At 68.3% G+C, this 12,881-nt stretch carries 13 protein-coding genes; 6 read left to right on the forward strand and 7 right to left on the reverse strand.

Features of this window, described 5'->3' with window-relative positions; translation table 11 throughout:
- Nucleotides 1–14: 14 nt before the first annotated feature.
- The 5 genes from AC2YHT_RS01090 to AC2YHT_RS01110 all read left to right on the forward strand — a co-directional run bounded on the left by AC2YHT_RS01090 (nt 15) and on the right by AC2YHT_RS01110 (nt 3,665).
- Entirely contained in the window at nt 15–656 is a 642-nt protein-coding gene (locus tag AC2YHT_RS01090) for a glutathione S-transferase family protein (protein ID WP_487287757.1), read from the forward strand.
- A gap of 186 nt (nt 657–842) precedes the next feature.
- Nucleotides 843–2,435, forward strand: a complete 1,593-nt coding sequence (locus tag AC2YHT_RS01095; RefSeq protein WP_487287758.1) for a flavin monoamine oxidase family protein — start codon at nt 843–845, stop codon at nt 2,433–2,435.
- A gap of 2 nt (nt 2,436–2,437) precedes the next feature.
- Nucleotides 2,438–2,872 carry a c-type cytochrome gene (locus tag AC2YHT_RS01100; RefSeq protein ID WP_487287759.1) on the forward strand — a complete coding sequence of 145 codons (435 nt, stop codon included), beginning with the start codon at nt 2,438–2,440 and terminating at the stop codon, nt 2,870–2,872.
- A 94-nt stretch (nt 2,873–2,966) separates the two neighbouring features.
- Nucleotides 2,967–3,143 carry a hypothetical protein gene (locus tag AC2YHT_RS01105; protein WP_487287760.1) on the forward strand — a complete coding sequence of 59 codons (177 nt, stop codon included), beginning with the start codon at nt 2,967–2,969 and terminating at the stop codon, nt 3,141–3,143.
- Nucleotides 3,144–3,167: 24 nt separating this feature from the next.
- Nucleotides 3,168–3,665, forward strand: coding sequence for a GNAT family N-acetyltransferase (locus tag AC2YHT_RS01110; RefSeq protein ID WP_487287761.1), 498 nt, complete (start codon nt 3,168–3,170; stop codon nt 3,663–3,665).
- A 158-nt stretch (nt 3,666–3,823) separates the two neighbouring features.
- On the opposite strand, the gene AC2YHT_RS01115 is transcribed toward AC2YHT_RS01110, so the two are convergent.
- Entirely contained in the window at nt 3,824–4,990 is a 1,167-nt protein-coding gene (locus AC2YHT_RS01115; RefSeq protein ID WP_487287762.1) for a glycoside hydrolase family 43 protein, read from the reverse strand.
- A gap of 151 nt (nt 4,991–5,141) precedes the next feature.
- On the opposite strand from AC2YHT_RS01115, the gene AC2YHT_RS01120 reads away from it, so the two are divergent.
- The gene (locus AC2YHT_RS01120; protein WP_158285962.1) at nt 5,142–5,288 is read left to right on the forward strand and encodes a hypothetical protein; all 147 of its coding nucleotides are present in this window, start codon (nt 5,142–5,144) and stop codon (nt 5,286–5,288) included.
- A 7-nt stretch (nt 5,289–5,295) separates the two neighbouring features.
- Here AC2YHT_RS01120 and flhA read toward each other — a convergent pair whose 3' ends face one another.
- From flhA to fliF, 6 genes are all read right to left on the reverse strand, one after another.
- On the reverse strand, nt 5,296–7,413 hold the full coding sequence (gene flhA / locus AC2YHT_RS01125) for a flagellar biosynthesis protein FlhA (RefSeq protein WP_110118010.1): 2,118 nt from the start codon (nt 7,411–7,413) through the stop codon (nt 5,296–5,298).
- 143 nt (nt 7,414–7,556) lie between these two features.
- Nucleotides 7,557–8,939 (reverse strand): sigma-54-dependent transcriptional regulator FlbD, encoded by a 1,383-nt coding sequence (gene flbD, locus AC2YHT_RS01130; protein ID WP_110133308.1) that lies wholly within the window; start codon nt 8,937–8,939, stop codon nt 7,557–7,559.
- 97 nt (nt 8,940–9,036) lie between these two features.
- On the reverse strand, nt 9,037–9,369 hold the full coding sequence (gene fliN / locus AC2YHT_RS01135) for a flagellar motor switch protein FliN (RefSeq protein ID WP_058346608.1): 333 nt from the start codon (nt 9,367–9,369) through the stop codon (nt 9,037–9,039).
- Nucleotides 9,370–9,374: 5 nt separating this feature from the next.
- Nucleotides 9,375–10,022, reverse strand: coding sequence for a FliH/SctL family protein (locus AC2YHT_RS01140; protein ID WP_487287763.1), 648 nt, complete (start codon nt 10,020–10,022; stop codon nt 9,375–9,377).
- Nucleotides 10,023–10,032: 10 nt separating this feature from the next.
- Nucleotides 10,033–11,049 (reverse strand): flagellar motor switch protein FliG, encoded by a 1,017-nt coding sequence (fliG, locus tag AC2YHT_RS01145; RefSeq protein ID WP_487287764.1) that lies wholly within the window; start codon nt 11,047–11,049, stop codon nt 10,033–10,035.
- A 4-nt stretch (nt 11,050–11,053) separates the two neighbouring features.
- Entirely contained in the window at nt 11,054–12,718 is a 1,665-nt protein-coding gene (gene fliF / locus AC2YHT_RS01150) for a flagellar basal-body MS-ring/collar protein FliF (RefSeq protein WP_487287765.1), read from the reverse strand.
- Nucleotides 12,719–12,881: the final 163 nt, after the last annotated feature.

Raw genomic sequence — 12,881 nt, forward strand, 5'->3', positions numbered from 1 at the left:
CGACTGAGGCCCGCATGATCGAGATCCCCATGCTGAAAATATTGGGCCGCACCTCGTCGCTGAACGTGCGCAAGGTGCTGTGGACCTGCGACGAGCTCGCCCTGCCCTACGACCGCGAGGACTGGGGGACAGGCTACGCCTCGACGCATGACCCCGCCTTCCTGGCGCTCAATCCCAACGCCCTGGTGCCGGTGATCCTCGACGAGCACGGGCCGCTGTGGGAGTCGAACACCATCTGCCGCTACCTGGCCTCGCGCCACGATATCGGCCAGGCCCTGCTGCCGGCCGAGCCGCGCGCCCGGGCCGGGGTCGAGCAGTGGATGGACTGGCAGGCCACCGAGCTCAACACCGCTTGGCGCTACGCCTTCGCGGGCCTGGTACGGCGCATGCCCGGCTTCGACGATCCCGAGCAGATCGCAGCCAGCATCCGCGCCTGGAACACCGCCATGACCGTGCTGGAACGCCAGCTGGAGCGCACCGGCGCCTTCGCGGCCGGCGAGACCTTCACCCTGGCCGACATCGTGCTGGGCGTCTCCGTCCACCGCTGGGCCGCCTCGCCCATCGAGCGCGACATGCTGCCGGCGGTCGCCGCCTACTACATCCGCCTGCGCGGCCGCCCCGCCTTCCAGCCCTGGGCGCTGGACGAGGTTCCTTAGGCCCCCCCCTCCCCTGCCCGTTTCCTGCGCAGCCCGTTCGTCCGAACGCTGCGGAACGGTGATCCGTGAAAGCATCCGCCCGCCTGGCGAACAAAGTGGGCGGCGGGAGCGGCGACGCGCCTGCTTAGCTCGGTCCCGCGAGGCCGCCCGGTCGCGGGCGGCGGCGAAGGGGATAGGGCCGTACATATGCCAGAGGGCGTCCGCTTACCGACCAGACGACAACTGCTGACCGCCATCGCCCAGGTGGGCGGAACCGCGGCGCTTTACCAGGCGATGACCAGTCTCGGCCACGCGGCCGAGACCCAGTTCCACGGACCTCCGAACCTTGCCGGCGCCAGGCCGGGGGCGTCGGTGGTGGTGCTGGGCGCGGGCCTGGCCGGCATGCTGGCGGCCTATGAGCTGACCCGGGCCGGCTACAAGGTGCGGGTGCTCGAATACCAGAACCGCCCCGGCGGCCGGAACTGGAGCCTGCGGGGCGGCGACACCTATACCGAGCTGGGCGGCGCGACCCAGAAGATCGGCTTTTCGCCCGGCAACTACCTCAACCCCGGCCCCTGGCGGATCCCGCACCATCACCGCACCCTGCTGCACTACTGCAGGCAGTTCGGCGTGGCGCTGGAGCCGTTCATCCAGTTCAACCACAACACCTGGATCCATTCCTCGACCGCGTTCGGCGGCAAGCCCGTGCGCTTCAAGGCCGCGGCGGCCGACTTCGAGGGCAATGTCGCCGAACTGCTGGCGAAATCGATCAACACCAAGGCCCTGGACGAGAGCGTCACGCTCGAGGATCGCGAGAAGCTGCTGGAGGCCCTGAAGGGCTGGGGCATGCTCGACAAGGACTACCGCTACGCCAAGAACCTGCGCAGCGCCTCCCATCGCGGCTACGACCGCCCGCCCGGCGGCGGCATAGACGGCGCGCCGATCCCGTCGGATCTCTACGCCCTGCACGACGTGCTCGACCCGCAGGTCTGGACCTCGATGGCCTTCTTCATGGGCCACGAGATGCAGACCACCATGTTCCAGCCGGTGGGCGGCATGGACATGATCGGCAAGGGCTTCGCCAAACAGGTCGAGGGGCTGATCACCTACAACGCCAAGGTCAGCAAGATCGCCCAGGACGACAAGGGCGTGGCCGTCACCTTCGCCGACACCGCCACGGGCAAGGTCGAGACGACCAAGGCAGACTGGTGCGTTTGCACGATCCCGCTGTCGATCCTGGGCCAGATCGAAAGCGAGATCAGCGACGAGCTGGCCGCCGCCATCAAGGCCGTACCCTATTCGGGCCAGGTGAAGATCGGCCTGGAGATGAAACGGCGGTTCTGGGAGGAGGACGACTCCATCTACGGCGGCCACAGCTTCACCGACCAGGAGATCGCCCTGATCTCCTATCCCAACAACAACCTGTTCGGGAACGGTCCGGCGGTGCTGCTCGGCGCCTTCGCCCGCGAGATGGGGGCCTATCGCCTGGCCGGCATGACGCCGGAGCAGCGGATCGAGGTCGCCCTACAGCAGGGCTCCGTCCTGCACCCCGGCAGCTATCGCAAGGAGTTCTCCAACGGCGCCTCGGTGGCCTGGAGCCGCGTGCCCTGGACGCTGGGCTGCTGCGCCCGCTGGACCGAGGAGACCCGCAAGGAACACTACCAGACCCTGGTGGCCATGGACCGCCGCGTCGTGCTGGCCGGCGAGCACGCTTCTTACGTCGGCTGCTGGATGGAGGGCGCCCTGCTCTCGTCGCTGGACGCCATCACCCGCCTGCACAAGCGCGCCCTGGAGGCCTGAGCATGACCCGCCTTACCCTCATCGCGGCGTCCGGCCTGGCCGCCGCCCTCGCCTGCGCCATCCCCGCCGTCGCCCAGGCCCCTGCCGGCGGCGACACCGGCGGCGGCGTCGTTCGCGTGGCCAAGCCCGTCACCGGCCAGCAGGTCTATGAAGCCGTCTGCCAGGCCTGCCACATGGCCGATGCAAAAGGGGGAAGCGGCGCGGGGACCATCCCCGCCCTCGCCGCCAACCCGAAGATGGCCGCGGCCGCCTATCCGACCATGATCGTCGTGCGCGGCCAGGGCGGCATGCCCAGCTTCGCCGGAACCCTCGACGACGCCCAGATCGCAGGGGTCGTCACCTATGTCCGCACCCACTTCGGCAACGCCTACGCCAAGCCGGTGACGGCCGCCGACGTGGCGAAGATCCCCCATCCAGACCTTTCTGGCGGGCACTGATCCTGGAGCGCGCCCGGGCGGGTTAGCCGCATACACCTAACCCTGGCGCGCTGTGATCAAGACGCGGGGCGTCGGACCGTGCTAAAGCGCGCCGATGACCGACGAGACCGACGCCCCGCCGCCGAACGAAACCCCGATGCAGCGCGCCCTGCGCCTGAAGAAGGCCGCCCAGGGTCGCCATGGCCATGGGCCCAAGGCCTCCAGCGGCAAGGTCGATCGGGCCGACGCCGTCGCCCCGACCGGCAAGTCCCGGCCCTGGATGACGCGCTAGGACCACAAGGGGAGATCAGGGCCCATGACCATCCGCCCCGAACGCCCGGAAGACATCGCCGCCATCCGCGCCGTGACCACGGCCGCCTTCGAGGGCCGGCCCTACAGCAGCCAGACCGAGGCCCTGATCGTCGACTCCCTGCGCGCGGCCGGGGCGCTTTCGCTGTCGCTGGTGGCGCAGGCCGACGACGGACAGGTGGTCGGCCACATCGCCTTCTCGCCGGTCGACATCGAGGTCTCGGACGGCGCCTGGTACGGCCTTGGCCCCGTCTCGGTGGCGCCCGACCGCCAGAAGGAAGGCCATGGCCAGGCCCTGATCCGCGAGGGGCTGGAGCGCCTGAAGGCCATGGGCGCGACCGGCTGCGTGCTGCTGGGCTCGCCGCTCTACTACGCCCGCTTCGGCTTCGAGGCGGACGAGGCCCTGACCTACGGCGGCGAGGCCTCGCCTTACCTGCAGCGCCTGGTGTTCAAGGGCCGGTCGCCGCGCGGGGCGGTGACCTATCACATGGCGTTCGGGGCTTAGGGAGGCCCCTCTCCCATAGGGAGAGGGAGGGGGCCAGGCGATAGCCTGGGAGGGTGAGGGGGTTCACCGCCGGCAGGCAAACCCCCGACGACAGCCACCCCGCCAATATCGTAGCCCGCGCTGAGCCGCCGCGCTTCACTCGGCGAGTTTGTTACCTCTCACCCTCCCACGCCTTTGGCGCGGGCCCCTCCCTCTCTCAAAGAGAGAGGGTTTCCGCCGAACCACGCCCTCAACCGCTCCACCTCGGCCGGCGTCACGGGGATCACCGCCCCGTGCTTGGGGCTCTGGAAGTTGGTCGCCTTCATCGGCGAGCCGGGGTCGTTGAAACGGCCCAGGTTCCTGTAGTGGACGAAGTCGGTCGTCTCCGAGAAGCCCATGTTGTTCGGCTTGGCCCCGAACACGTCGTACATCAGGACGTAGGCGTCGGTTCCCGTCCGCCGCCACAGGGTTGGGGCCTCGGCGGCGACGGCTTCGGGATCGATCTTGCCAGGCTCGTAGACATAGCCGCCGGTCAGGCTCTTCGACGTCGCGTGGCGGATGCCCGCCGGCTTGTCGTAGCCCACCGCGAACAGGTGGTAGGTGTCGCCCACCTTGGTGATGTCGCCGTCGATCAGGCTCTGGCTCGGATCGGGATGGGCCAGCAGCGGCCTGGGTTCGGCGGTCAGGGTGGTGAAGGCGTCATCGGCGTAGGCGTAGACGAGAGAGTTACGGCCGGCGCCGACCCGGGTCGTGAAATAGACCATCATCGCCTTGCGGGCCGGATCGTAGATCGTCTCCGGCGCCCAGGCGCAGCCGATGTCGCCCATCTGCGGGAACAGCTTGTCGACCCGCACGATGGAATGGGTCCAGTGTACCAGGTCGTACGACTTCATCAGGATCAGGCCGCGGTTGTTGCCCCAGCCATAGCCCTTCTCCGGCCGCTCCCATTTGTCTGAGCGAAGACCCTTCTCCTGGGCGAAGATGTGCAGGTCGGTCATCGCCAGATAGAAGGCCCCGTCCGGGTCACGAGCGATGTGCGGGTCGCGCAGGCCTTTCTGCTCGGCCACGTCCCGCCCCTCCAGCACCGGCGCGCCATCGTTGACGTCGGTGAAGCTGTAGCCGTCGGACGAGACGGCGAAGTGCAGGGAATGGGTCTCGTCCTTGAAATAGACGAGCAGATAGGCGGTCTGTTCCTTTACCGCCGGGGCCCTGCCGGGCTTCAGGCGCTTGACGATCTCGACCTGTTTGGCGGGAGCGGCCCAGGCGGGCGCGGCGCCCAGCAGGCCGAGCGCCAGAAGCGATGCGCAGGCTCCAAGCGAGCGGCGGCGCCAGGCGTTGAAGCCCATCTGAAATCCTCCCGTCACGCGTGGACGTTCCCACGGCGACGGGTATTTGTCTGACTTATTCCGGGAAGTGCAAGAGGGAGCGCGACGCTCGCACGTTGTGGCCAAGCCCCGCGAGGACTAGCAAGGATGCAGCTTTTTGCAGGAGTCGGCTTTGCGCCTCACCCTTTGTCTCGCCCTGCTGCTCGTCACGACGGGCTGCACGACCATCACCTACAACTGCAACGTCCCGGGCGCCTGCCCGGGCGTCGAGAAGCCCGGCGTCTCGGTCTCGGTGATCAACAAGCCGGCGCGGCCGTAGGGCCGGCCTAGACCATCCCCACCGTCTTCAGACGGGCGCGGGGGTGGATCTCGTTCTGGCTCATCACCACGGTCTGGCCGCGGAAGCGCTCGATGATCGAGCGCACATAGGGGCGGATGGCCGGGCTGGTCAGCAGCACCGGCGACTCGCCCTGCAGGGCGGCGCGCTCGAAGGTGTCGCGCACGCCGCGGATGAAGTCCTGCAGGCGCGAGGGGGCCAGGGCTAGCTGCTTGTCATCGCCGGGCCCAATCAGGGCGTCGGCGAAGGCCTGCTCCCAGTCGGCCGACAGGGTGATGATCGGCAGGGCGCCGTCGTCGCCGCGGTTGGCCCAGCACAGCTGGCGGGCCAGGCGGGCGCGGACCTGCTCGACCAGCTGGGTCACCGAGCTGGTGTGCGGGGCGGCCTCGCCGATGCCTTCCAGGATCTGCGGCAGATCGCGGATCGAGACGCGCTCCTTGAGCAGGGCCTGCAGCACGCGCTGGATCGTGGCGGCGTTGACCACGCCGGGGATCAGGTCGTCGACGAGCTTCTTCTGGTTCTCCGGCAGCTCCTTCAAGAGCTTCTGCACCTCGGCGTAGGAGAGCAGGTCGGCCATGTTCTCCTTTAGGATCTCGGTCAGGTGCGTGGTCAGCACGGTGGCCGGATCGACGACGGTGTAGCCGCGGAACGTCGCCTCTTCGCGCAGGTCGTCGGCGACCCAGGTGGCCGGCAGGCCGAAGGCAGGCTCGCGCACGTGCTCGCCGGGCAGCTCCACCTGGCCGCCGCGCGGATCCATGGCCATCAGGTGGCCCAGGCGCACTTCGCCCAGACCCGCCTCCATCTCCTTGATGCGAATGGCGTAGCCCTGGTTGGCCAGGCGCATGTTGTCGAGGATCCGCACCGGGGGCATGACGAAGCCGAACTCGGTGGCCAGGGTCTTGCGCAGGGCGCGGATCTGGTCGGTCAGGCGGCGGCCTTCCAGGTCGTTGATCAGGGTCAGCAGGCCGTAGCCCAGCTCGATCTTGACGTCGTCGATGGCCAGGGCCGCGCTGATCGGCTCCTCTTCCGGCTCGGCCGGCGCGTCGGCGGCGGCCTTTGCCGCCGCGGCCGCGGCCTCCCTGGCGGGGGCCAGCTTGGCCTGCTGGGCGCGGCGATAGGCCAGGAAACCCGCGCCGACCGCCAGGCCGGCGAACGGCAGCAGCGGCATGCCCGGGATCAGGGCGATGACGCCCGACGAGGCCGAAACCATGCCCAGGGCGACCGGGTTCATGGCTAGCTGGGTGGTCAGGGCCTTGTCGGCGCTGCCCTCGACGCCGGCCTTCGACACCACCAGACCGGCGGCGATCGAGATGATCAGGGCCGGGATCTGGCTGACCAGGCCGTCGCCGATGGTCATCAGGGTGTAGGTCGAGGCGGCCTCGCCGATCGGCACCTTGTGCTGAACGACGCCGATCAGGATGCCGCCGACGATGTTGATGCCGGTGATGATCAGGCCGGCGACGGCGTCGCCCTTCACGAACTTGCTGGCGCCGTCCATGGCGCCGAAGAAGGTGCTTTCCTGCTCAAGCTCCTTGCGGCGGATCTTGGCGGTGTCCTGGTCGATCAGGCCGGTCGACAGGTCGGCGTCGATGGCCATCTGCTTGCCGGGCATGGCGTCCAGGGTGAAGCGGGCCGCGACTTCCGCGATCCGGCCCGAACCCTTGGTGACGACCATGAAGTTCACCACCACCAGGATGATGAAGACGATCACGCCGATGACGAAGTTGCCTTGCATCATCAGGTTGCCGAAGGCGGCGATGACCGCGCCGGCCCCGTGGCCGCCCTCGTGACCATTGCCCAGGATCAGGCGGGTCGAGGCGATGTTGAGGCCAAGGCGGTAGAGCGTCGCGACCAGCAGCACGGTCGGGAACGAGGTGAATTCCAGCGGCTTCTTGATCAGCACCGCGGTCATCAGGATCAGCACCGAGCCGGTCAGCGACACGGCCAGCAGCACGTCCAGCAGGAACGGCGGCACGGGCAGGATCAGCAGGACGATGATGCCGACGACGCCGACGGCCAGGCCCATCTCGCCGCGCAGGATCCCTTCCCACAGCGACTTGGCGCTGGGGATCGAGCTTGCGGCCTTGGGGGCGGCGGCGTCAGCCATGGAAAGCCTTGCTGCTGTCTACGGGAGTGGACCGTTCCGCTTGGAGCGATTTGGAGCGGCCCGCCATCTCCTTAATCGAAATTAGCCATGTTCGGCGCCGGACCGATCGTCGCGGGCGCCGAACGGCGTTACGTACTCAAGGTTTAGGCCGCCGCGCCCACGCCGCCCTGCGGGGGCGGAACGCTGACGCCGGCATCGCCGTATTCCTTGAGCTTGTTGCGCAGGGTGCGGATCGAAATGCCCAGGATGTTGGCCGCGTGGGTGCGGTTGCCAAGGCAGTGCTCGAGCGTGTCGATGATCAGGGTCTGCTCCATCTCGGCGACCGTCTGGCCGACGAAATTGCGGGTCGCCGCCGAAGCCACGGCCTCGGCCGCCGCCATCGAGGCGCCGCGGGCCACGGCCGCGTCGGGCGCCGGGGCCAGGGGCTGGCCGTCCGGCAGGCGGATGGCGAACTCCTCGATCTCCGGACCGGTCGACAGCAGCACCGCGCGGTGCATGGCGTTTTCCAGCTCGCGCACGTTGCCCGGCCAGCGGTGGGCGATCAGACGGCGCTTGGCCTCGGCCGAGATCGGCTTCAGGTCGATGCCGTTGGCGGCCGAGTACTTCTTCACGAAGTGCTCGCACAGATTGATGATGTCGCCCGGGCGTTCGCGCAGCGGCGGCAGGGCCAGGTTCACGACGTTCAGGCGGTAGAGCAGGTCTTCGCGGAACACGCCTTCCTTGACCGCTTCGGCCAGGTTGCGGTTGCTGGTCGCGAGGATGCGGATGTCGACCTTCACCGGCTTGGTGCCGCCGACACGGTCGATCTCGCGCTCCTGGATGGCGCGCAGCAGCTTGGCCTGCAGGCGCACGTCCATTTCCGAGATTTCGTCCAGCAGCAGGGTGCCGCCGTTGGCTTCCTCGAACTTGCCGATGCGGCGGGCCAGAGCGCCGGTGAAGGCCCCCTTCTCGTGGCCGAACAGCTCGCTTTCCAGCAGGTTCTCGGGGATGGCGGCGCAGTTGACGCTGATGAACGGCGCCTTGGCCCGACGCGACTTGGCGTGGACGTGGCGGGCCATCACTTCCTTACCCGAGCCGCTCTCGCCGGTGATCAGGATCGAGGCGTCCGACGGCGCGACCTGGTCGGCCAGCTTGATCACCTGCTCCATGTTGGGGTCGCGGGCGATCATCGGACGGTTGTCGTCGGTCACCGCGGCCAGGACGGCGGCGATCAGCTCGGCGTCCGGCGGCAGCGGGATGAATTCCTTGGCCCCGGCCTTGATGGCCCCGGCCGCGCGCATCGGGTCGGCGTCGACGCCGCAGGCCACCACCGGCACCCGGATCCGCTCGCTCTCGTTGGCGGCGATCAGGCCGGCGATGTCGAGGCCGTAGTCGACCATCATCAGGTCGGCGCCCTGCCCGGCCCGCAGCGCGTTGGTCGCCTGCTCCGTCGTCTCGACGTGCGAAACCTTGGCCCCGGCGTTCATCGCCATCTTCACGGCGACCGAGAGCTGACCGTTCAGTTTACCAACGACCAAGAGGCGCATCGTATTCTCTCCGGGCGGCCCTTCCGGACCGATCTTCTACTGCTTCGCCCCTTTTTCGAAGGGGCGCGGACTACTGGGGACGTTCGAAACCGAAGGCTCAGCCCGCGGCGTCGCCGTCCTTGATGATTTCCGTCATGGTCACGCCCAGGCGCTCGTCGACGACGACGACCTCGCCCCGGGCCACCAGGCGGTTGTTGACGTAGATGTCGATCGCCTCGCCGACCTTGCGGTCGAGTTCGAGGATCGAGCCGGCCTGCAGCTGCAGCAGCTGGGCGACCGACATGTTGGAGCGGCCGAGCACGGCGGAGATGTTGACGGGAACGTCGAACACCGGCGCCAGGTCGGAGGCGATCTTGTCGCTCAGCTCGACCGGGATCTCCGAGGCGAGCATGCCGCCGTTGAAATCGTTGAGGGTCAGGTCGTCGGACATGGCTGTCAGCCTTCGCTAGGAAGCAGGGGTTCGGCGTGCAGCCCTTCGGCCGCGATGGCGGCGTCCAGGGCTTCGGCGACGCGTTGCGCCGCCTCGTCCGGATTGAATTCGGCCCGGCCGTCGCCCCAGTCGAGGACGAAGGCGGCGGGCGGCTGGTTGGGGTCGGCGCGGGCGACGATCATGCCCGGATAGCCGACGGCGTGGGCCGTCTGCTCCAGGGCCGCCTGGGTGCGCTCCACCAGGTGGGGCGCGACCCGGACGCTGAGCTTGGGCGAAGCCTCGACCTCGCGGGCCAGGGCGATCAGGGCCGCCGAGGCCGGAGCCTCGGGGAACTGGTCCAGCGCCGCGTCGGCGATCTTGTTGGCGCAGGCCAGGGCCAGGCGCGCCGAGCCCTCGCGGTGCTCGTGGGCGACGGCGGCCAGGGTCGACATCGCGCCGTGCACGGCGTGGGCGATGGCGTTCAGGGCCTGGGTCGCCTCCTGCTCGGCGCGGGCCACGGCCGAACGCTCGCCCTGCGCGAAGGCCTCGGCCTTGGCGGCCTCGACTTCCTCGGGGGTGAAGCTCTTCTTCACCTTGGGGGCCTCGTAGGCCACCCCGCCACGGTCGTCGAAGACCGTGTCGAAGGCGAAGCGCTGATAGGTTCCGTTGGTCATCCCGCGCGCCTCAGTAGATCAGCTCGTCGTCGCTGCCCGAACCGGCCAGCATGATCTCGCCCTTGGCGGCGAGATCCTTGGCGATCTGGACCATGGCGACCTGGGCCTGGTCGACGTCCTTCAGACGCACCGGACCCATGCTTTCCATGTCCTCGCGCATGATCTTCGAAGCGCGTTCGGACATGTTGGAGAAGAACATCTCGCGCAGCTTGTCCGAGGCGCCCTTCAGGGCCAGGGCCAGCTGTTCCTTGCCGGTGGCGCGCAGCAGGGTCTGCACGCCGCCCGGATCCAGCTTCGACAGGTCCTCGAACACGAACATCAGGGCCCGGATGCGCTCGGCCGCCTCGCGGTTGCGCTCTTCCAGGGCGGCGATGAAGCGCGCTTCGGTCTGGCGATCGAAGTTGTTGAAGATCTCGGCCATCATCTCGTGGCTGTCGCGCTTGGAGGTGCGCGCCAGGTTCGACATGAACTCGATCCGCAGGGTCTGCTCGATCTTGTCGAGGATCTCGCGCTGCACCGGCTCCATGCGCAGCATGCGGGTGACGCATTCCAGCGCGAAGTCTTCCGGCAGGCAGGCCAGCACGCGGGCGGCGTGGTCGCTCTTCACCTTCGACAGCACGACGGCGACGGTCTGCGGGTATTCGTTCTTCAGGTAGTTGGCGAGCACGGCCTCATTCACGTTGCCGAGCTTGTCCCACATGGTTCGACCCGCCGGACCGCGGATCTCTTCCATCAGGGCGTCGACCTTCTCGGGCGGCATGAACGACTGCAGCAGACGCTGGGTCTGCTCGTACGAGCCCATGATCGCGCCGGTCGAGCTCATGCCCGAGACGAACTCGACCAGCAGCTCTTCCACGACGCTGGCCGAGACCGTGCCGAGGCTGGCCATGGCCTGCGAGACTTCCTTGATCTCCTCGTCGTCGAGAGCTTCCCAGATCTTGGTGTGCTCTTCGCCGAGGGCGAGCAGGACGATGGCGGCCTTTTCGGGCCCGGCCAGCTTGGAGATGTCGTTGACGGCGGCCTTCATTCCGTCACTCCGACTCGTGCAGCCAGTTGCGCAGGATCGCGACCGACTCTTCGGGGTGGCGCTCGACGAACTCCGAGACGCGCTTGATCGACGACGCCTTCACCTGGCCTTCGATCTTGGCGATGTCGATGCGCTGATCGATGTCGCTGGTCGGGCCGGCGATGGCGATCGGCTCGCCCGACTGGTCGACGACGACCTGCTGGGTGGTGCCGTCCGACAGGGTGACCAGGCGGGTCACGGCCGGCGAGCCGTCGTGGCCCAAGGCCATCTGGATCGGGTGACCGCCGGCCGGCTGGCTCAGGCTCTTCAGGAACGGACGCACCGCGAACAGCAGGATCAGCAGGGCGACGATGGCCAGGACGCCGATCTCGGCGATGCGCATCAGGTCGTTCTTGTCGAAACCCGACATCAGGCCGCCTTCGGTCAGCCCCTGGTCCTCGGCCGTGGGGAAGCGGATGTTGGTGACCTTGACCTGGTCGCCGCGGGCGGCGTCGTAGCCGATGGCGGTCTTCACCAGTTCTTCGATCTGGGCGATCTCCTCGGCGGTGCGCGGGGTGTAGGCGCCCGGCTTGCCGTCCTTGCCCGGGGCGGCGGTGACGCCGTCCACGGCCACAGCCACGGCCAGCTTCTTCATGGCGCCTGGCTCGACGACCTCGGTGCGGACCGACTCGGAGATCTCGTAGTTGGTGGTGGTTTCGTTGCCGCCCGAGGTCGAGCCGATCGGCTGCGCGCCGCCGGGCTGGCCGCCGGGGATGTTCTGGGTGGCGGTGACGCCGCTGTTGTCTTCGTTCTTGGTCTCGGAGGCGTTGTTGGCGCTGGTGCTTTCCGAGCGCACGACCTGACCGTCCGGATCGTACTTCTTTTCCTGGGTGGTGACGCGGTTCAGGTCGATGTCGGCGGTGACCGTGACGCGGGCCTTGCCCGGGCCGAGGACGCCGTCGAGCATTTCCTTGACGCTCTTGCCGATGCGGGCTTCGGCTTCCGACTTGCGGTCCTGGGCCAGCTTGCCGGCCAGACTCTCGTCGCCGCCGGCCGACAGGGTCTTGCCCCGTTCGTCGATGACGTTGACGCGCTCGCCCTTCATGCCCGGGACGGAGCCGGCGATCAGGTTCTGGATGGCCGAAACCATGTCGGAGGAGGCTTCGCGGCCGGCGGTGCCGATGGTGACGGCGGCCGACGGTTGCTCGGCGTCTTCCTCGAACAGCTGGCGCTTGGGCAGCACCAGGTGGACGCGAACGTCGCGCACGCCCTGCCAGCCGCGGATGGTGCGTTCCAGCTCGCCCTGCAGGGCGCGCTGGCGGTTCAGCTGCTGGACGAAGTCGGTCTGGCCCAGCGCTGTGGAATTGTCGAAGATCTCGTAGCCGATCGAGCCCGAGGTCACGAGGCCCTTGCCCGAAACCAGCAGGCGGGCGGAATTGACCTTGTCGCGGGCGACCATGATGGTCGAGCCGTCGCCCTTGGTCTCGTACTTGATGCCGGCCTGATCCAGCGCCTGGGTGACCGACGAAGCTTCCTTGAGGTCGAGGTTCGAGTACAGCAGCTCGCTCGGCTGCTTGCCCAGCATCATGACGACCGCGGCCAGCACGGCGATGGAGCCGACGGCGACGCCCGCCAGGGCGGCCAGTCGACCGACGCCGAACCTTTGAATCGCGCTCAGGAATTTATCCACTGGGCCTGTCCCTCAAACTGCGTCCGAACGGGGCGCATGCGAGACAGACCGGAGCCCGCCGTCGCTAGGCAGGATTTACCCAGTCGATGGTTAACGCCGACTTTAGATTTGAGGCGGGATGAAGATGACGAAGGCGCCAAATGGTCGCGGCCGCGTCCTGGGG

The organism is Caulobacter sp. SRI_008, from assembly GCF_057586355.1.